Below are 18,485 nucleotides of genomic sequence, written 5' to 3' on the forward strand. Positions count from 1 at the left end.
CGTCAGTCCGCCAGCCCGGCCGTGGTCAGCGCCTTCTGCGCGCTCATGCCCGCCCCGGTGCCGTACGCGCGCTCGAACGCCTCGGCGCCGAGCGCCGCCACGACCCGGGCCCGCACCGACGCGACGTCCGGGTCGCCGCTGATCGCCGTCCCGCGCACGGCCACCGCGCTGCCCAGGAGCAGCGCCGCCTGCTCGGGGCGGGCCTCCGCCGCGGCGACCCCGGCCAGGCCCTCCAGGGCGAACGCCACGACGTCCCCGGCGTGCCTGCGCCGCCCGGTGAGCAGGGCCTCGCGGTGCCACCGCGCGGCTTCGCCCGGGCGTCCTTCGACGACCGCGAGCCAGCCGAGGGCGATCATCGCCGCCGCGCGGACCGACTCCGCCGAGAACGAGCCCGCCGGGCTTTCGGTCAGGGCGCGCTCGCACAGCTCCCGGGCCGCGGCCAGATCGCCGGACAGCCGCGCGAGGGTCGCCAGGCCGACGTAGGCCGCCGAGCGCGACTCGGGCATCCCGGTGCGGCGGGCCGTCGCCGCCGCCAGCTCGTAGTCCGCGCGGGCGCCGGCGCGGTCGCCCGCCAGCAGCCGGGTCCCGGCGCGACGGCAGATCAGGTCCGCGACGTCGTCGCGTGCGCCGATCTCGTGCATCAGGCCCAGCGCCTCGTCCATCATCGGCAGCGCGGCGCCGTGCTCGCCGCGCCACGACAGCAGCTGCGACAGGTGGTCGAGCGCCATCGACAGGCCCCACCGCTCACCCAGCGCGCGGAACTGCGCCGCGCCCTCGCGCAGCCCCTCCTCGGCGCCGGCCAGATCGCCGGACATCATCGCGCGCAGGCCCATGCCGGTCGGCAGCAGCGCCCACGACCACGGGTCGCCCTGGGCCAGCAGCGCCTCGCCGCGGCCGAGCAGCTGCTCGTCGTCGCCCGGCGGGCCGGCGACCACGCCCAGCAGCATCACCAGGATCGGGTGCCGGGGCGCCCAGTCCACGCTCGTCGCGTAGCGGTGCACCAGCGGCAGGTACTGCTCCAGCGACTCGTCCGGCTGCCCGGACAGCGCGCCGAGCACGCACACCAAGAACTCCTCGACGTACTCCTCGCGGGCTTCCGGCCCGCAGCGCTCCACCACGGCCAGCGACAGCACCGCGCCCTCGAACCGCCGTCCGCGCATCCACCAGTACATCGCCAGCAGCGGCACCAGCCGCAGCGCGAGCGGGACGTCGTGCCCGGTCGCCCAGCGCAGGGCGGCCAGGAGGTTGTCGTACTCGGCGTCGATCCGGTCGAGCCACGCCAGCTGCGCGGCGGTCCGCAGCATCGGGTCGGCTTCTTCCGCTAACCGCAGGAAGTACTCGGCGTGCGCGCGGTGGAACGAGTCCGTCTCGCCCGCTTCGGCGAGCTTCTCCGCGCCGAACGCGCGGATCGTCTCGAGCATCCGGAACCGCCCGCCGACGGCTTCGACGAAGGACTTGTCCGCCAGCTCGAGCAGCAGGTCCGCGTCGGCGCCGCAGACTTCGGCCGCCGCGTCGAGGGTCGCGCCGCCGGGGAACACCGTCAGCCGGCGCGCGAGTTCGCGTTCGTCGTCGCCGAGCAGGTCCCAGCTCCACTCGACGACGCCCCGCAGCGAGCGGTGCCGCTCCTCGGCCGTCCGGCTGCCCCGGGCGAGCAGCCGGAACCGGTCGTCGAGCCGGGCCGCGACGTCCCCGAGCTCGAGACTCCGGACGCGCGCCGCGGCCAGCTCCAGGGCCAGCGGAAGGCCGTCGAGCGCCGCGCAGACGTGCTGGACGTCGCCGATCGTCGTGTCGTCGACGGTGAAGGCCGGGTTGCTCGCGGCCGCTCGGTCGGCGAAGAGCCGGATCGCCGGGTACGCCAGTGCCTCGGCGGCCGGCGTACCCGGCGGCGGGACGGCCAGCCGCGGTACGGGCGCCAGCTGCTCGCCGGTGATGCCGAGCGGCTCGCGGCTGGTGGCCAGCACCCGCAGGCCGGGGCAGGCGCCGAGCAGCCGCGCCGTCAGCCGGGCCGCGACGTCGACGACGTGCTCGCAGTTGTCGAGCACCAGCAGCACCGAGCGGTCGCGCAACGCCGAGACCAGCCGCTCGGCCGGGTCCGAAGAGGAGCGCTCCCGCAGTCCGAGTGCGCCGAGGACCGCGCGGGCGACGTCGGCGTCCCCGTGCGGGGCGAGCTCGACGAAAGCGACCGGGCCGGCCTCGGCGGCGCTCAGCTCGACGGCCAGCCGCGTCTTGCCGGTGCCGCCCGGGCCGGTCAGCGTCACGAGCCGGCTGCGCGTCAACAGGTCCGCCACCTGCCGCAGCTCGTCGGTCCGGCCGACGAAGCTGGTCAGCTGCGCGGGCAGCGCCGGGATCGCCGGCTGCCCGGTTTCGCCGCGAAGCACGGCGAGGTGGGCTTCGGCGAGTTCCGGGCCGGGGTCGGCGCCCAGCTCGTCGGCCAGGGTGCGCCGGGCGTCCTCGAACGCGGCGAGCGCGTCGGCCGGCCGGCCCGCGGCGGCCAGCGCGCGCACCAGCTGGGCCCGCGGCCGTTCCCGCAGCGGGTGCGCGGCGACGGTTTCCCGCAGCCCGGCGACGACGTCGTCGGCCTGCCCGAGGGCCAGCCGGGCTTCGACGAGGTCGTCCACCGCCTCGGCCCGCAGTTCACCGAGCCGGGTGGCCTGGACCACCGCGAACGGCGCGCCGGCCAGGTCGGTGAAGGCCGCCCCGCGCCACAGCGCCAGCGCCTCGCCCAAAGTGGACGCGGCCCGGGCGTGCCCGCCGTCCTTCAGCAGCCAACGGCCTTCGCGCACCAGGCGTTCGAAGGCGAGAACGTCCACTTCGCCCGGTTCGACGACCAACCGGTACCCGGCGGCGGTGAACTCGACCGGCGCGAGGTCCTTCAGCGCCACCCGCAGCCGTGAGACCTGGGACTGCAGGGCGTTGGCCGCGCCGTCCGGCGGGTGGTCGCCGTACATGCCGTCGATCAGCCGCTCGGCCGGGACGAACCGGCCGGCCTCCAGCGCGAGCAACGCGAGCAACGTCCGGGAGCGCGGACCGCCCACCGCGACGGGCGTGCCGTCCTCGCGCCACGCCGCGACGGCCCCCAGAACTCCGAAACGCATGATGAAAGCCTAAAGCGTCCCCCGACCAGGGGAAGTTGTCACTCGAAAGTGGCCTTCGGTGTGGGCCTGTGAATCACCTGAGCGGGCGTCTATACACTTTGGCGGGTCCCCACGCAATGGGAGAGGTATGTCGTCCGAAAGCATCGCTCTTGGCCAGCCGACCGTCGGTGAGGAAGAACTCGCCGCGGTCGCCGAAGTCTTCCGCTCCGGCTGGCTGGCCGGCGCCGGCCCCGCGTGCCGCCGTTTCGAAGAGCGGTTCGCCCACACCACGGGCACCGCGCACGCGCTCACGACCGCGAACTGCGGCTCGGCGCTCTTCCTCGGCCTCCAGGTCCTGGGCGTCAAGCCCGGCGACGAGGTCATCGTCGGGGACTACACGTTCCCGGCCACCGGGCACGCCGTCGTGCAGGCCGGCGCGAAGCCGGTGTTCGCCGACATCCGCCCGGACATCTTCAGCGCCGACCCGGCGCACGTCGAGTCCCTGATCACCCCGAAGACGGTCGGCATCCTCGCCGTCGACGTCGCGGGCCAGCCGGGTGACTTCGACGAATACCGCGCGATCGCCGACAAGCACGGCCTCTGGCTGTTCGAGGACGCCGCGTGCGCCGCGGGCGCGACGTACAAGACGCGCCCGGCCGGCAGCCTCGCCGACCTCGCCGCGTTCTCCTTCCACGGCCGCAAGGGCATCACCGCCGGTGAGGGCGGCGCGCTGGTCTCCGACCGCGAAGACCTCATCGCGCACGCCCGCAAGCTGCACACCTACGGCATCGAGCCGGCGATCAGCCGTGAAGGCTCGAACACGCTGCCGATCCCGGAGTTCCACGAGCTCGGCTACAACTTCCGCATGTCGGACGTGCAGGCCGCGATCATGAACGTCCAGCTCGACCGCCTGCCGGACCTGCTGGCCGCGCGCCGCTCGGTCGCCAAGCGCTACCACGAGGCGTTCGAAGACCTCGACGCGCTGACCGTGCCAGTCGAGCTCCCGGACCGCGAACACCCGTGGCAGGCCTACCTGCTCACGGTCGCCCCGGAGGTCAGCCGCGACACCCTCGCGCTGCGCATCCGCGAGACCGGCGTCCAGTGCAACTTCGGCACGTACGCCTCCCACCTGCAGCCGATCTACGGGCCCCAGGCTCCGCTGCCCGTTTCGGCCGACGCGTTCGCGCGTCAGCTCGCCATCCCCATGCACGCGAACCTCACCGACGCCGAAGTCACGCGCGTCGCCGAGGTCGTGCGCGAAGCCGTGCTGTCCCTTTCCTGAAAGTGCCGATCGAGGAGAATTTGGTGTCCGACAAGAAGGTGCTGTTCACCGGGGCCGGCGGGTTCATCGCCGCGCACGTCATCCCGCTGCTGCTCGAGGGCGGCTACACCGTCCGGATCTTCGACAACATGACCCGCGGCGACCGCGCGCGCGTCAACGAGTTCGTCGCCACCGGCAAGGTCGAGCTCGTCGAGAAGGACGTCCGCTACGGCGGCGCGGTGCGCGAGGCCATGCGCGGCTGCACGCACGTCATCCACTTCGCGACGGTTTCGATCAACAAGTCGATCGCCGACCCGCACGAGTCGATCGACATCAACATGACCGGCAACCACAACGTCTTCGCCGCGGCCGCGGACGAGGGCGTCCAGCGCCTGGTGTTCGCGTCGACCGCGTCGGTCTACGGCGACCCGAAGCGGCTGCCGATGCACGAGGACGACGAGCTCAAGCCGCTCACGCCGTACTGCATCTCCAAGCGCGCGGGCGAGGACCTGCTCGGCTTCTACGAGCGCACCAAGGGCCTGTCCTGGAACGCGCTGCGGTTCTTCAACGTGTACGGCCCCGGCCAGAAGATCGAGGCCTACTACACCTCGGTCATCAACCACTTCATCCAGCGCCTGCGCGCCGGCCACGCCCCCGTCATCGACGGCAAGGGCGACCAGTCGATGGACTTCGTGCACGTCCACGACCTGGCGCGCGCCGTCGTCGCGGCCCTGGAGTCCGAGAAGGCCAACCTGCCGATCAACATCGGCACCGGCATCGACACCTCGATCGCCGCGCTGGCGAAGATCCTCATCGAGGCCGTCGGCGTCGACGTCGAGCCGCAGTTCAACGAGCGTGACGTGCTGGTCTCGCGCCGTGCCGCCGACATCACCCGCGCCCGCGAGGTGCTCGGCTGGGAGCCGCAGATCACCGTCGAAGAGGGCATGCGGCAGCTGGTCAAGGACTCGGAGTGAGTGCCACCGCGGGGCCGGCCCGAGGGCGTGCGATGCGCATCGCGGTGGTGAACAACTTCTTCCCGCCCCGCGTGGGCGGCAGCGCGCACATGTCGGCGTCGCTGGCGGCGGAGTTCGTCAAGGCCGGTCACGAGGTCCTGGCGATCACGGCCGCGTACGGCGAGGCCCCGGCCGAGGAGGAGCGCGACGGCTACCGCGTCGTGCGCCTCCCGGCGACCAAGATGCCGCAGGTCGGTCTCTCGATCGACTTCGACATGACCTTCACGTCGGTGCGGCCCGGCAACTGGCGGCGGCTGTGGAAGCTGCTGAACGAGTTCAAGCCGGACGCGATCCACCTGCACGGCCAGTTCTTCGACCTGTCGTGGCTGGCCGGGATCTACGCGCGGCGGCGCAACATCCCGGTGCTGCTGACCATCCACACGCTCCTGATCAGCGACAAGAAGCTGTACGGCGGCGTGTTCCGGATGCTCGACGCGATGCTGGTGAAGCCGATCCTGAAGTACATCCGCCCGACGTACGTCATCCTCGACAAGCTCGGCGTGGACTACTGCGTGGAGCGCTACGGCACCAGCGACGCGAACTCGGAGTACTTCCCGATCGCGGTCGACACGGACCACTTCGAGAAGCCGGTGACGAAGGACGTCCGCGCGGAGCACGAGATCGGCGACGCCCCGCTGATCGTCTCGCTCGGCCACGTCATCCCGCTGCGCAACCGGCTGCCGCTGGTCGAGGCACTGCCGGCCATCCAGGAGAAGCACCCCGGCGTGCGGGTGATCGTCGTCGGCCGCGTCTACCACGACGCGTTCATCAAGCGGGCCGCCGAACTGGGCGTCTCGGACGCGCTGGTCGTCACGGGCGCGGTCCCGAAGGCGGACGTCCCGGCGTACTTCGCGGCGGCGGACATCGTCACGCACGACCTCAACGGCGGCTGCGGCACGGCGTCCCTGGAGGCGATGCTCTCCGGCACGGCGACGATCGCGTCGGTCACCGAGGACAACTACCCCGGCATCGAGCTGCGCAACGGCGAGAACGTGCTCCTGGTGCGCCCGGACGACTCGGAAGCCGTCGCCTCGACGGTCATCGAGCTGCTGGACGACCCGGAGAAGCGCGCGCTGCTCGCCCAGCGCGAGAGCGAAATGGTCCGCTCGAACTTCGGGCTGCCCGTCGTCGCCGAGGAGCACCTCCGCACGTTCGAGAAACTGGTGTCGGACGCCGATGTTCTTCGATGACGAGCGCAGCCACCGGCTGCGCCCGCAGATCCTGACCGAGCTCGTTTCGCAGTACATGAACGACGCCGAGCGGGCCAAGTACTACGGCCTGCCGGAGACGTGCCGCGTGCGCGAGCGGGTCAAGATCATCAGCCCCGAAAACCTGAAGATGGGCGACCACTGCTGGGTCGGCGAAGGCGCGGCGCTCGACGCGAGCGGCGGCCTGGAGATCGGCGAGCACACCAGCATCGGGCTCAACACGCTGATCTTCACGCACTCGAGCTGGCTCGCGAACATGACGTTGCAGAACCACTCGGGCAGCGACCTGATCGAGCGCAAGCCGGTCAAGATCGGCAAGGGCTGCTTCATCGGCGGCCTGGTGGTGATCATGGCGGGCGTGACGATCGGCGACTTCGCGACGGTCCAGCCGAACTCGGTGGTGGCCAAGGACGTCCCGCCGCGGACGCTGGTCGCGGGCAACCCGGCGCGCGTGTTCCAGCGCTACGACGACGAGTACATCCAGTCCGAAGTGGAGCGCGTCCAGGCGGAGAACGCCCGCCGCCGCGCGATCGCGGAGGACCGCGGCCAGGCCCCCGGCTGGGGCGCGCCGTCAGGAGACTTCTCGGAGTAGCTCCGGGTTGTCGCCCCGGCAGAACACTTTCGGGTGCAGCAGTCCCATTGGGCGACTACTCAGCGCACTGGCGTTCCGGCAGGATGACGTGGGAAGATGACGTCCAGTTACTGACGGCGAGGCGAAAGCGATGAGTGTCATGGACTGGCCTCACCGGCTCCTGTCCCTCGACGACTGGATCGACCTGCCGGAAACCCCGGAGCACCAGGTCGAAGTGGTCGAAGGGGTTCTCGTCGTGGCACCGCGTCCGATGCCGTTGCACCAGCGAGCTGTCGCCAGGCTGAGCTACTTGATCAATGAGCAGCTGCCGCTTGAATTCTGTGCGCTGGGCGAGGTAGAGATGCTCGTCGCCGAGGAGCCGCTGACGGTCCGGGTGCCCGATGTCCTGGTGGCGCCGACCGCGTTGGTGGAGACGAACCCGCCACGACTGGCCGCTCGTGATGTGCGGCTCGTGGTCGAGGTGCTGTCCGAGGGCAGCAAGCGGACCGACCGGGTCATGAAGCTTTCCGAGTACGCCGAGGCCGGGATCGAGCACTACTGGATCGTCGACCTCGATCCGCCGGTCAGCCTGATCACCTACCGGCTCGTCGACGACGACTACGAGGACTTCGGCGAGTTCTCCGGCGCCGCTCGGCTCGAGTTGGCCGGCGCGCCGCTCGTCCTCGACCTGGCCGCGTTGACCACGCGGCAGGCGCAGCGCCCGTAGCTCCGATCTTGGATGACGGCAGCGCCGGCGACATCGCCGGCGCCGCCGTCGTGGAACCGTCCCACCGCGCTGTGACGCAGGTCAGCAGGCATGCGACGGCGAAGATTTCCCCTCGAAGCGCCCACCGGACAATCTAGTGCCCGGTAACCGAGCGCAGGATTGCGGTTACGCAACGTTTCAAGCAGGCGGGGTACGCTCGGAAGATCGAGAGCAACCTTTCCCCGCCTCGGCCGTCGCTGGGAGAGACGGAACGGCGGTGACCCATGGCGCGTGGCGACGACGAGTTCGCGGACTTCGTGCGCGCCTCTTCGGCCCGGCTCACCCACGCCGCCTTCCTGCTCACCGGCGACCGCCACCAGGCGGAGGACGCCGCGCAGACCGCCTTCACCCGCACCTACGCCGCGTGGGCGCGCGTCCGCCACAAGGACGCCTACGGCTACGCCCGGACCGTCCTGGTGAACCACGTCATCGACGGCTGGCGGCGGCCGATCCGCGAGTACGCCACCGAGGCGATGCCCGAGCGGGAAGACCGGCTCGACGTCGACCGGGCCGTCACCCAGCGCGCGTGGCTCACCGCCGTGCTGAAGACGCTGACCGACCGCGAACGGGCCGTCGTCGTGCTGCGGCACTTCTTCGACCTGCCGGAAGCCGACGTGGCCCGTGAGCTCGGCGTTTCGCTGGGTACCGTGAAGAGCACGAACTCACGCGCGCTGGCGAAGCTGCGGATCGAGGCCGACACGGAGGACACGCTGATCGGAAGGAGCGGGCGGTGAACGATCTCGACGACTTCCGCGCCGCCCTCCGGCAGCCGCCCGAGGAGCCCTTCGCCGAGCCGGACCTGGCCGAGATCATGGCCGCGGGGACGCGCATCCGGCGTCGCCGCCGGGTGCTGACGAGCGCGGCCGGGATCGCCGCCGCGGCCGCCGTCGTGCTGGTCGTCGTGTTCGCCGTGCAGTTGCGGCAGCCCGCGCCCGCGCCGGTCGCGCAGCCGCCGTCACCCTCGACGTCGGTCACCAAGCCGCCGAGCCCGAGCGCGGCCACACCGGCGCCGCGGCCGGCCGGGGACGTCGTCGGCACCGGGATCCGGACCGGCGCCGGCGAGATCGTCTTCTTCGCCCAGGCCATCGACGACCCGCAGGCGCTGCCGGGGATCCACTTCGGGCTGACGGCCGGGTTCCGCACAGACGGGTCCCTGCAGGCCGTGCTGGCCACGAACGAGACCCGCGGCTCCGACCGCTCCTTCGGGTTCCACGCCACCGACGGCGGCGAGGTGATCCGCGACCAGGTCATCCCGGTCTTCGGCTACTTCGCCGGCCCGGCGGCGAGGATCACCACGACCGTGCACGGCAAGACGGTCGAGGCCAACCTGGCGAAGTGGACGGAAGACCCGGGCGTGGTCATCTTCTGGTTCGACCCGGTCGCCGTCCCGAGCTCCGGCACGCTGACCCCGCTGATCGCCTACGACACGGCCGGCAAGCGGCTCACGAAGTAGCCCGACGGCCGGTCGGCGGTACACGGCGCCGCCGCGCGGGCGTAAGACCGGACCGTGACCACTCGACGAGCGTTCCTCACCGCTTCGGCCGCCTCCGCGGTGACCGTGGCCGGCGTCCCTGCGGGCGCGGCCGAACCCGGGGATCCCGGTGGCCAGGTCCGGCCGCAACGACCGAGCCCGGAGCTCCGGGCGCTGCTCCGCCAAGTCGACGAACGGCGGATCGAGGCGACCGTGCGGCGGCTGGCCGCGTTCGGCACGCGGCACACACTGTCCACACAGGACGATCCGGTCCGCGGCATCGGTGCCGCGCGTGACTGGCTATTCGCGCAGTTCCAGCAGATCGCGGCCGCTTCCGGGGGCCGCCTGAGCGTCGAGCTCCAGTCGTACGTCCAGCCGCCGGCCGACCGGATCCCGGTGCCGACCACGATCACCAACGTCGTCGCGACGCTGCGCGGGGCCACCGATCCCGGCCGCGTGTACGTCGTTTCAGGGCACTACGACTCGCGCTGCACCGACGTCATGAACTTCACCGGCGACGCGCCGGGAGCGGACGACGACGCCTCGGGCGTCGCGGTCGTCCTCGAGCTGGCGCGCGTCTTCTCGGCCCGGCAGCCGGCCGCGACGATCGTCTTCGCCGCCGTCGCGGGGGAGGAGCAGGGCCTCTACGGCGCACGGTTCATGGCGCGGCAGTTCAAGGCGGCCGGCACCGACGTCCAGGCCATGTTCACCAACGACATCGTCGGGTCCAGCCGCGCCGACGACGGCACGCGGGACCCGACGACGATCCGCCTGTTCGCCGAGGGCGTCCCGACGGCGGAGACGCCGGCCGAGGCGAACCTGCGGCGCAGCATCGGCGGCGAGAACGACTCCCCGCCGCGGCAGCTGGCCCGGTTCGTGAAGTCGGTGGCGGAGAACGACGCGACCGGCATGACCGTCCGGGTGATCTACCGCCGCGACCGCTACCTGCGCGGCGGCGACCACATCGGCTTCCTCGAGCAGGGCTACCCCGCGGCGCGGTTCACCGAGCCCGCCGAGGACTTCGCGCACCAGCACCAGGACGTCCGCGTCGAGAACGGCATCCAGTTCGGCGACCTGCCGCAGTTCTGCGACTTCCCGTTCACCGCCCGCGTCGCGCGGGTGAACGGCGCCGCGCTGTGGTCGCTCGCGACGGCGCCGGGCACCCCGAAGGGGGCCAAGATCCGCACAGCGGCACTGACGAACGACTCAGAACTGTTGTGGGACGCGACGCCGGGCGCGACGGGCTACGAAGTCCTCTGGCGCGAGACGACCGCCCCGGACTGGACGCACGTGATCGACGTCGGACCGGCGCTGACGGCGAAGATCGACCTGTCGAAGGACAACGTCTTCTTCGCCGTCCGCGCGGTGGGACCGGATGGCCACCGGAGCCCGGCGGCGTTCCCGGTGCCGGTCAGCTAGCCGAACCGCCGCTGCTCTTCGCGGGTCAGGCGACAGCCTGCGTGAGCACCTGCTCGACGACGTTGTGCGACGGCAGGATCAGGTCGCGCTCGGTGTCGGCGTCGACCTTGCCCTCCAGCAGGTCGCAGAAGCGGTCCAGCTGGGTCGCCAGCGGCTCGCGCGCCGTGATGAGCTCCGGGATCTCGATCACCGTCTGCTGACGGTAGCCCTGGCCGTCCGGCGTCACGGAGTCGTGCGACACGTGCCGGTAGATCGTGACGTCGCGGCGGAGCAGGTCGATCTCGATCAGCCGGTCGAGCTCCGACACCACGAGCGACCGGACCTTGCGCTGGCCCAGGCGCGAAGCCGAAACCGTGGCCAGGCCGGACGGGAACGACAGCACCGTCTCGATGGTGTCCTCGGCGCCGTCGACCGACGACGGGTGGAAGTACCCGGCCCCGGAGGTCACGCGGGCGGGCGTGTTGCCGCCGAAGAACTGGATCGCCAGGTCGACGTCGTGCACCAGCAGGTCCCACGCGACGCCCGTCTTGATCCGCGGCGCGTACGGGCCGTGGCGGCGCGCCATCAGGTGCACCGGCTCGTTCACCAGCGCCAGCGCGGTCATGACCGCCGGGTTGTAGCGCTCGAGCAGCCCGCACATCAGCGGGACGCCCTTCGACGCCGACAGGGCGACGATCTCCTGCGACAGCTCGAAGCTGTTGCACACCGGCTTTTCGACGAGCATCGCCTTGCCCTGGCCGAGGATCTCCTGCGCCAGCTCGTAGTGCGCCTCGGTGGCCGAAGCCAGCACGACGGCGTCCACGTCGTTGAGCGAGCCGATCTCCGGCGTCCACACCGTCTCGTACCGCTCGGCGACGGCCTTGCCGACCTCTTCGCGCGGGTCGATCACGCGGACGAGCTGCACGCGGTCGTTCCCGGCGAGCACACGGGCGTGGAGGGAACCCATGTTCCCGGTCCCGACAAGAGCGATCCGATGCGTCATGCGCCCAGTACCTCGCGAACGGTTTCGATGATGGTGTCCAGGTCGGACTCGGTCAGGTGCGGGTGCACCGGCAGGGAGAGTGCCTGCTCCGCGACGGCCTTCGCCGCCGGGAAGTCTTCGACGCGCGCGCCCGGGATCAGGTCGTGGCCCCGGTAGCAGTCGTAGTCGAAAACGATCTTGGGGTAGTAGATCCCGTTGCCGATGCCGCGCTCGGTGAGCGCCGCGGCCAGCTCGTCACGCGAGAGGAACGCGTGCGGCCCGACCAGCACGGTGTACTGGTGCCACACGTGCTCGCGGCCCGGCAGCACCTGCGGGATGTCGAGGCCCGGCGTGCCGGCGAGCCCCTCCGAGAGGCGCTTCGCGTTCGCCTGGCGGGCGGCGGTCAGCTGGTCGAGCTTCGCCAGCTGCGGGATGCCGACGGCGGCGTGCAGGTCGGTCATCCGGTAGTTGTGGCCGGCGACCTCGTACTGGTAGCGGGCCCGCATGCCCTGGTTGCGCAGCACGCGCAGCTTGTCGGCGACCGCGTCGTCGTCCGTCGTGATGACGCCGCCCTCGGCGGTGGTGATGTTCTTCGTCGCGTACAGCGAGAAGCAGCCGATGCCGAACGAGCCGGCCGGCTTGCCCTCGAACGACGCGCCGACGGCCTGCGCCGAGTCCTCGATGACCTGCAGGCCGTGCTCGGCGGCCAGCGGGGCGAGCTTGCCCATGTCCGCGGTCTGGCCGTACAGGTGCACCGGCATGAGCACCTTCGTGCGGTCCGTGACCGCCTTCGCGACGGCGTCGGTGTCGATCGCGAAGTCGTCGCGCCGGATGTCGGCGAACCGCACGGTCGCGCCGGCCTCCAGGATGGCGTTCAGCGTCGCGACGAAGGTGAACGGCGACGTGACGACCTCGTCGCCCGGCTTCAGGTCCAGGACCTGCAGCGCGGCGACCAGGGCGGTCGTCCCGTTGTTGACCGCGATCGCGTGCTTGGTCCCGGAGACCGCCGCGAAGGCGTCTTCGAAGCGTTTGACCATCGGTCCCTGAGCGATGGCGCCGGAGCGCAGCACCTCGACGACGAGGTCCTCCGCGTCACGCACGTCGACCACGGTGATGGGGATCATGGGCAGTCTCTCTCGGCAGGCGATTTCGGCGCGTCCGGTACAGTGAGCCGCCGGTTCTGCGCCCGACCCCCCTGCACAACGCGGGCCACACGTTACCGGGCGCGGTAACACGCCCCTAACCCAGCCGCCGACGAACGGAAACCTGCACCCGTGCCCAACCGCATCCACCCGACCGCCGTCATCGGCGAAGGCGTCGAACTCGGCGACGACAACGTGATCGGGCCGTTCGCCGTGGTCGTGGGGCCCGTCCGCATCGGCGACGGCAACTGGATCGGCCCGCACGTGACGATCGGCACGCCCGGCGAGGACCGTAGCCGCCCCCACCCGGCCGCCTGGGACGCCGCGCCGGTGGGTGACGCGGATCACGACGGCCACGGCGTCGTCATCGGCAGCCGCAACCGCATCCGCGAGTACGTGAGCGTCCACCAAGGGACCTGGCGGACGACGACGGTCGGCAGCGACGGCTACTACCTGCGCAACTCCCACGTCGCGCACGACTGCCTGGTCGGCGACGGCGTGACGATCGCGTCCAACGCCGTGACCGGTGGCCACTGCCACATCTGGGACGGCGCCAACCTCGGCATGGGCGCGATCCTGCACCAGAAGGTCGTGGTCGGGCCGGGTGCGATGATCGGGATGGGCTCGGCCGTCCGCCGCGAGGTCGGCGCGTTCACCATCGCCGTCGGCAACCCCGCCCGGGTCACGGGCGTCAACGTGGTGGGCCTGTCCCGTCGTGGTCTGGACGAGGCCGCGATCGAGGCCCTCGGGCCGTGGCTGAAGGGCAAGGAAGGTCTCCCGGCCGTCGCCCTGCCCGAAGACCTCTCTACCTTGGTAAAGGCGTGGGACGCCCGCCCGCGCGCGGAACACTAGGAGCTGTGAGCATGTCGGAAGTCGCCCCCAAGCTGCGCGAGGTCTTCGTCGAGGCGCTGGACCTCGGCAGCGATGTGGACGTCGAGAACCTGAAGTACCGCGACATCGAGGCGTGGGACTCGGTCGGCCACATGGCGCTGGTCGCGGCCATCGAGGACGAGTTCGACGTCGAGTTCGACACCGACCAGGTGATCGACATGTCGAGCTTCAAGGTCGCCGTGGACATGGTGACCGAGCTGCAGTCGAAGAATGACTGATCTGACCGGGCGCGTCGCGCTCGTCACCGGCGGCACGCGGGGGATCGGCCTGGCCACCGCCCGCGCGCTCGCCGAGGCGGGCGCGACCGTGGTGCTCACCGGCCGCGACGAGGCCAAGGCCAAAGACGCAGCCGCGACCGCCGGCGCCGCGGCCGGGCTCGCCCTCGACGTCACCGACGCGAAGGCGGTGTCTTCGCTGGTCAGGGGCGTCGCGAAGGAGCACGGCAGGCTCGACGTCGTCGTCGCGAACGCCGGGATCATGGAGGACGCGCTCCTCGGGATGATCAAGGAAGAGCTCGTCGACACGACGCTGAGCACGAACGTCGCCGGCACCCTGCACACCGTCCAGGCCGCGGCCCGGGCGATGATGCGGAAGAAGACCGGGGCGATCGTGGTGCTCGCCTCGATCGTCGGCGAGCACGGGAGCGCCGGTCAGACGGTGTACGCGGCGTCGAAGGCGGCGGTGGCGAACATCGCGCGCTCGGCGGCGAAGGAGCTCGGCCGGTCCGGCATCCGCGTCAACGCGGTCGCGCCGGGCGTGATCGAGACCGACCTGACCGCGGGCCTGAGCGAAGAAGCGAAGGCCGAGAACACCGGCAAGACGCCGCTCGGGCGCCTGGGCCGGGCGGAAGACGTGGCGAACGCGATCCGGTTCCTGGTGAGTGATGAGGCGTCCTTCATCACCGGCCAGGTGCTGGGCGTCGACGGAGGCTTGGTGCTGTGACTTTGCTGGGTGCGGGAGCTCGGCTGGTGGACGTGGCCGGGGGCCGCACGCTGGCCGGCGCGGAACTGTCGGCCGAGGTCGGCCGGTCGGTGGAAGCGCTTGCCGCGCTCCCCGCCGGCGTCGTGTTCGCGCGGATGTCGGTCGACCTGCCGAGCGTGCTGACCTACCTGGGCGCGTTCGAGTCCGGGCGGGCCATCGCGCTGATCGACCCGTCGCTGGACGCCGACGTGCTGGCCGGCCTGGTCGAGCGCTTCCGGCCGGCGGCCGTGCTCGCCGCGTCCGGCGACGCGCCGCCGGGGTACGTCACGCGTGGCGGCGACTGGGTCCGCGAGTCGGCCGACGGCGTCCAGCCGCACCCCGACCTCGCCGTCCTGCTCCCGACCAGCGGGTCCACCGGCAACCCCAAGCTCGTCCGGCTCTCGCGCCAGGGGCTCCTGGCCAACGCCGACGCCATCGCGCAGGTGCTGCACATCGACGCCGACGAGGTCGCGCCGACCTGCCTGCCGCTGCACTACAGCTACGGCCTGTCCGTGCTGAACTCGCACCTGCTGCGGGACGCGACCGTGGTCATCGAGCCCTCCGGCGTGCTCGGCCGCGGGTTCTGGGACGCCGTGAACACCTACGGCGTCACGTCCCTTTCGGGCGTTCCGTACCACTACGAAATGCTGCGGCGGCTCAAGTTCGACCCCGCGAAGTACCCGACGCTGCGCACGCTGACGCAGGCCGGTGGGAAGCTGCGCGACGACCTGGTCGCCGAGTTCAACGAGAAGATGCTCGCGGTCGGCGGCCGGATGTACGTCATGTACGGCCAGACCGAGGCGTCGCCGCGGATGACGACGGTGCCCGCCGAGCGGCTGGCCGAAAAGCTCGGTTCCGCCGGGCCGGCGCTGCCGGGCGGCGCGTTCGCCGTCCGCCGGGACGACGGCTCGGAGACCACGCACCCGAAAATTGTCGGTGAGGTCGTCTACCGTGGGCCCAATGTGATGATGGGCTACGCCGACGACGAGTCCGGCTTGGCCAAGGGGGACGAATACGGCGGCGTGCTGGCCACCGGTGATCTGGGTTACCTCGACGAAGACGGGTACCTGTTCATCACGGGGCGGCTGAAGCGCATCGGCAAGGTGTTCGGCAACCGCGTCAGCCTCGACGACCTCGAGCACGCCGTGCGCACGGCGGCGGTCGGGATCGACGTGGTGGCGGCGGTGCCCGCGGGCGACAAGGTCGTCCTGTTCGCCGAAGGCGCGGACAAGGACATCTGCAAGGACGCTTCGCGGGCGCTGGCCGAGCGGCTGCACCTGCACGCCAGCGGGTTCGACGTCCGCCCGATCGACACCGTGCCGCTGCTGGCCAGCGGCAAGATCGACTACCGGACCTTGGAGGGGAAGGTATGAACGAGCTTGCGAGTGAATCATTCAACACAGCGCTCGCCGCTCAGGCCGAACTGAGCGTCAGCGAGGTCGGCGCATGAGCGTCTTCACGCGGTCGCAGGCCGACCGGGAGGCCTTGCTGCTGCCCGAACTCGCGGCCCTGACGGCCCACCACCGGGCGAATTCCGAGGGCTACGACCGGATCCTGGCCTCGCTCGGCATCGCGCCGGACGCTTCGTTCGCGACGATCGCCGACCTGCCCTGGCTGCCGGTGCGGATGTTCAAGACGCACGACCTCAAGTCCGTCCCGGACAGCGAGGTGTTCAAGACGCTGACCTCGTCGGGGACGACGGGCGCCGGCGCGTCGCGGATCTACCTGGACAAGGAGGCGGCGGGCGCCCAGACCAAGCAGCTCGGCGCCACGCTGCAGGAGGTCCTCGGCGGCGAGCGGCTGCCGATGCTGATGGTCGACACCATCGGCATCATCAAGAACCGCCGGTCGTTCTCCGCGCGCGGCGCGGGCGTGCTGGGCATGGCGAACTTCGGCCGCAAGCACACGTACGTGCTCGACGAGAACGACAAGCCGGACGTCGAGGCCGTCAAGAAGTTCCTGGCCGAGTACGGCGACAAGCCCTTCCTGATCTTCGGCTTCACGTTCATGGTGTGGCTCTACCTTTACGAGGTCGCGCGGGACAACGACCTGGACCTGTCGAACGGCATCCTCATCCACAGCGGTGGCTGGAAGAAGCTGATCGACCGCGCGGTGGACAACACCGAGTTCCGGCGGCGGTTCAAAGAGGACACCGGGCTCACCCGGATCCACAACTACTACGGGATGATCGAGCAGATCGGCACGGTGTTCCTCGAGGGCCCGTCCGGGAACTCGCTGTACTGCCCGGACTTCGCCGACGTCGTGATCCGGAACCCGGAGACGTGGGAAGAGCAGCCGGTCGGGGAGCCGGGCGTGATCGAGGTCGTCTCGACGCTGCCGCGGTCCTACCCGGGCCACGTGCTGCTGACCGAAGACCTGGGCGTCTACAACGGGATCGATGACGGCGACTGGCCGGGCAAGCACTTCTCCGTGCTCGGCAGGCTGCCCAAGGCCGAGGCCCGCGGCTGCTCGGACACCTTCTCGGGAGCGGCGGCGTGACTTCTCTGACCCAGCGGTTCCCCGAGGCGCCCGCCGTTTCCGTGCGCGACCTGGTCGACGAGCTGCGTGCCGAGCCGCCCGGCGGCCGGCTGCGCGTCGGCGATCCGCGGATCGTCGAGTTCGTCACGAAGTTCGCCCGCAAGCTGCTGGCCCCGGCGACCGCGCGGCGGTTCCCCGAGCTGGCGTCGCTCGGGTTCTTCCTGCGCAAGGGCGAAATCGCCAAGGCACTGTCCACACTGGACACGTCCGCCAGCGCGCTGCGGTTCCCGCGCGGGCTGGTCTTCCACGTGCCGCCGGCGAACGTCGACACGATCTTCGTCTACTCGTGGGCGCTGTCCGCGCTGGCGGGCAACCACAACGTCGTGCGCGTGTCGTCGCGCTCGGCCGGCGCCGCCGAGGCGGTGCTGGAAGCGTTGAACGCGGCGCTGTCCGAGGTGGACGCGTCCGTCGCGGAGGCCATCACGGCCACCCAGCGCATGGTGACCTACGACCGCAGCGACGAGGTCAGCGGCGCGCTGTCCCTGGCCGCCGACCTGCGCGTCATCTGGGGCGGCGACGGTTCGGTCGCGGCCCTGCGCAAGTACCCCCTGGCGCCGCACGCGCGTGACCTCACGTTCCCGGACCGCTCGTCGTTCGCCGTCGCGTCGGTGGCGGGCTGGCAGCGGGCCTCCGAGGAAGAGCGTCGCGCGGCCGCAGAGGGCTTCTACAACGACTCCTACTGGTTCGACCAGGCCGCCTGCTCGTCCCCGCGCGCGGTGTTCTGGGTCGGCGACGAGACGGGCGCTCGCGAGGCGGGGAGCGAGTTCCGCACGCTGCTGGCGTCGGTGCTCGCGTCGAAGCAGCACGTCACGGAACCGGCGATGGCCGTCCAAAAGCGCGTGTCGGCGTACGGCGCGGCGGCTGACGGACTGGTCAAGGAGATCGCGTTCGACGGCAACGGCCTGGCGACTCTGGAGCTGGCCGACCCGGCGGTGCTGCCGCGTGAGTGGCTCGGCGCCGGCACGTTCGCGAACGCACGAGTGTCCACTTTGTCCGACCTGGTGCCGATCGTGCTCAGGAAGGATCAGACAGTCAGCCAGTTCGGTTTCACAACCGAGGAGCTCACGGCGTTCGCGCACGAGCTCGCGGGCCGCGGTGTCGACCGGATCGTGCCGTTCGGCTCGGCCCTGACGTTCTCCGCGGTGTGGGACGGTTACGATCTGCTGGCCGAATTCAGCCGCCTGGTCACGGTACAGGCCTGAAAGGATCG

The 18,485-nt window shown here is 71.2% G+C and carries 17 protein-coding genes; 14 read left to right on the forward strand and 3 right to left on the reverse strand.

All coding sequences use genetic code 11. The features are described from left to right. Nucleotides 1-2: 2 nt before the first annotated feature. The gene (locus ACWEN0_RS10430) at nt 3-3,095 is read right to left on the reverse strand and encodes a BTAD domain-containing putative transcriptional regulator (RefSeq protein WP_451971327.1); all 3,093 of its coding nucleotides are present in this window, start codon (nt 3,093-3,095) and stop codon (nt 3-5) included. Between the two features lie 127 nt (nt 3,096-3,222). On the opposite strand from ACWEN0_RS10430, the gene ACWEN0_RS10435 reads away from it, so the two are divergent. The 8 genes from ACWEN0_RS10435 to ACWEN0_RS10470 all read left to right on the forward strand — a co-directional run bounded on the left by ACWEN0_RS10435 (nt 3,223) and on the right by ACWEN0_RS10470 (nt 10,783). Beyond that, nucleotides 3,223-4,356 (forward strand): DegT/DnrJ/EryC1/StrS family aminotransferase, encoded by a 1,134-nt coding sequence (locus ACWEN0_RS10435; RefSeq protein WP_451971328.1) that lies wholly within the window; start codon nt 3,223-3,225, stop codon nt 4,354-4,356. Nucleotides 4,357-4,379: 23 nt separating this feature from the next. Next, nucleotides 4,380-5,309, forward strand: a complete 930-nt coding sequence (locus ACWEN0_RS10440; RefSeq protein WP_451971330.1) for an NAD-dependent epimerase/dehydratase family protein — start codon at nt 4,380-4,382, stop codon at nt 5,307-5,309. 32 nt (nt 5,310-5,341) lie between these two features. Further along, on the forward strand, nt 5,342-6,538 hold the full coding sequence (locus ACWEN0_RS10445; RefSeq protein ID WP_451971332.1) for a glycosyltransferase family 4 protein: 1,197 nt from the start codon (nt 5,342-5,344) through the stop codon (nt 6,536-6,538). Then, nucleotides 6,525-7,148, forward strand: a complete 624-nt coding sequence (locus tag ACWEN0_RS10450) for an acyltransferase (protein WP_451971335.1) — start codon at nt 6,525-6,527, stop codon at nt 7,146-7,148. The genes ACWEN0_RS10445 and ACWEN0_RS10450 overlap by 14 nt, the downstream gene beginning before the upstream one ends. Before the next feature lie 139 nt (nt 7,149-7,287). Next, the gene (locus ACWEN0_RS10455) at nt 7,288-7,854 is read left to right on the forward strand and encodes a Uma2 family endonuclease (protein ID WP_451971338.1); all 567 of its coding nucleotides are present in this window, start codon (nt 7,288-7,290) and stop codon (nt 7,852-7,854) included. A 263-nt stretch (nt 7,855-8,117) separates the two neighbouring features. Then, nucleotides 8,118-8,627, forward strand: coding sequence for a SigE family RNA polymerase sigma factor (locus tag ACWEN0_RS10460; RefSeq protein WP_451971340.1), 510 nt, complete (start codon nt 8,118-8,120; stop codon nt 8,625-8,627). Beyond that, nucleotides 8,624-9,346, forward strand: a complete 723-nt coding sequence (locus ACWEN0_RS10465) for a hypothetical protein (protein WP_451971343.1) — start codon at nt 8,624-8,626, stop codon at nt 9,344-9,346. Before ACWEN0_RS10460 ends, ACWEN0_RS10465 begins: the two co-directional genes overlap by 4 nt. Nucleotides 9,347-9,400: 54 nt before the next feature. Then, entirely contained in the window at nt 9,401-10,783 is a 1,383-nt protein-coding gene (locus ACWEN0_RS10470) for a M20/M25/M40 family metallo-hydrolase (RefSeq protein WP_451971345.1), read from the forward strand. Between the two features lie 25 nt (nt 10,784-10,808). Here ACWEN0_RS10470 and ACWEN0_RS10475 read toward each other — a convergent pair whose 3' ends face one another. Both ACWEN0_RS10475 and ACWEN0_RS10480 read right to left on the reverse strand, forming a co-directional pair. Further along, nucleotides 10,809-11,765 carry a Gfo/Idh/MocA family protein gene (locus tag ACWEN0_RS10475; protein WP_451971347.1) on the reverse strand — a complete coding sequence of 319 codons (957 nt, stop codon included), beginning with the start codon at nt 11,763-11,765 and terminating at the stop codon, nt 10,809-10,811. Then, a complete protein-coding gene (locus ACWEN0_RS10480) occupies nt 11,762-12,868 on the reverse strand; it encodes a DegT/DnrJ/EryC1/StrS family aminotransferase (RefSeq protein ID WP_451971350.1) in 1,107 nt (368 codons plus the stop codon). The genes ACWEN0_RS10475 and ACWEN0_RS10480 overlap by 4 nt, the downstream gene beginning before the upstream one ends. 150 nt (nt 12,869-13,018) lie before the next feature. Between ACWEN0_RS10480 and ACWEN0_RS10485 the strand changes: the two genes are divergently transcribed. From ACWEN0_RS10485 to ACWEN0_RS10510, 6 genes are all read left to right on the forward strand, one after another. Continuing rightward, nucleotides 13,019-13,738 (forward strand): UDP-N-acetylglucosamine acyltransferase, encoded by a 720-nt coding sequence (locus tag ACWEN0_RS10485; RefSeq protein WP_451971353.1) that lies wholly within the window; start codon nt 13,019-13,021, stop codon nt 13,736-13,738. Nucleotides 13,739-13,749: 11 nt separating this feature from the next. Beyond that, the gene (locus tag ACWEN0_RS10490; RefSeq protein WP_451971356.1) at nt 13,750-13,995 is read left to right on the forward strand and encodes an acyl carrier protein; all 246 of its coding nucleotides are present in this window, start codon (nt 13,750-13,752) and stop codon (nt 13,993-13,995) included. Beyond that, the gene (locus ACWEN0_RS10495) at nt 13,988-14,719 is read left to right on the forward strand and encodes an SDR family NAD(P)-dependent oxidoreductase (RefSeq protein WP_451971358.1); all 732 of its coding nucleotides are present in this window, start codon (nt 13,988-13,990) and stop codon (nt 14,717-14,719) included. The genes ACWEN0_RS10490 and ACWEN0_RS10495 overlap by 8 nt, the downstream gene beginning before the upstream one ends. Further along, complete coding sequence (locus ACWEN0_RS10500) at nt 14,716-16,110, forward strand: AMP-binding protein (RefSeq protein ID WP_451971361.1); 1,395 nt, start codon at nt 14,716-14,718, stop codon at nt 16,108-16,110. The genes ACWEN0_RS10495 and ACWEN0_RS10500 overlap by 4 nt, the downstream gene beginning before the upstream one ends. A gap of 73 nt (nt 16,111-16,183) precedes the next feature. Continuing rightward, on the forward strand, nt 16,184-17,236 hold the full coding sequence (locus tag ACWEN0_RS10505; RefSeq protein WP_451971364.1) for a LuxE/PaaK family acyltransferase: 1,053 nt from the start codon (nt 16,184-16,186) through the stop codon (nt 17,234-17,236). After that, nucleotides 17,233-18,477 carry an acyl-CoA reductase gene (locus ACWEN0_RS10510; RefSeq protein WP_451971367.1) on the forward strand — a complete coding sequence of 415 codons (1,245 nt, stop codon included), beginning with the start codon at nt 17,233-17,235 and terminating at the stop codon, nt 18,475-18,477. The genes ACWEN0_RS10505 and ACWEN0_RS10510 overlap by 4 nt, the downstream gene beginning before the upstream one ends. Nucleotides 18,478-18,485 lie beyond the last annotated feature (8 nt).

The sequence above is a fragment of the Amycolatopsis sp. NPDC004378 genome (assembly GCF_053602455.1).

Bases quoted from the DNA above. Each gene is read 5' to 3' on its own strand.
- ACWEN0_RS10490 (WP_451971356.1), top strand. From the start codon at position 13,750: ATGTCGGAAGTCGCCCCCAAGCTGCGCGAGGTCTTCGTCGAGGCGCTG.
- ACWEN0_RS10495 (WP_451971358.1), top strand. From the start codon at position 13,988: ATGACTGATCTGACCGGGCGCGTCGCGCTCGTCACCGGCGGCACGCGG.
- ACWEN0_RS10475 (WP_451971347.1), bottom strand. From the start codon at position 11,765: ATGACGCATCGGATCGCTCTTGTCGGGACCGGGAACATGGGTTCCCTC.
- ACWEN0_RS10445 (WP_451971332.1), top strand. From the start codon at position 5,342: ATGCGCATCGCGGTGGTGAACAACTTCTTCCCGCCCCGCGTGGGCGGC.
- ACWEN0_RS10460 (WP_451971340.1), top strand. From the start codon at position 8,118: ATGGCGCGTGGCGACGACGAGTTCGCGGACTTCGTGCGCGCCTCTTCG.
- ACWEN0_RS10430 (WP_451971327.1), bottom strand. From the start codon at position 3,095: ATGCGTTTCGGAGTTCTGGGGGCCGTCGCGGCGTGGCGCGAGGACGGC.
- ACWEN0_RS10455 (WP_451971338.1), top strand. From the start codon at position 7,288: ATGGACTGGCCTCACCGGCTCCTGTCCCTCGACGACTGGATCGACCTG.
- ACWEN0_RS10450 (WP_451971335.1), top strand. From the start codon at position 6,525: ATGTTCTTCGATGACGAGCGCAGCCACCGGCTGCGCCCGCAGATCCTG.
- ACWEN0_RS10505 (WP_451971364.1), top strand. From the start codon at position 16,184: ATGAGCGTCTTCACGCGGTCGCAGGCCGACCGGGAGGCCTTGCTGCTG.
- ACWEN0_RS10435 (WP_451971328.1), top strand. From the start codon at position 3,223: ATGTCGTCCGAAAGCATCGCTCTTGGCCAGCCGACCGTCGGTGAGGAA.
- ACWEN0_RS10480 (WP_451971350.1), bottom strand. From the start codon at position 12,868: ATGATCCCCATCACCGTGGTCGACGTGCGTGACGCGGAGGACCTCGTC.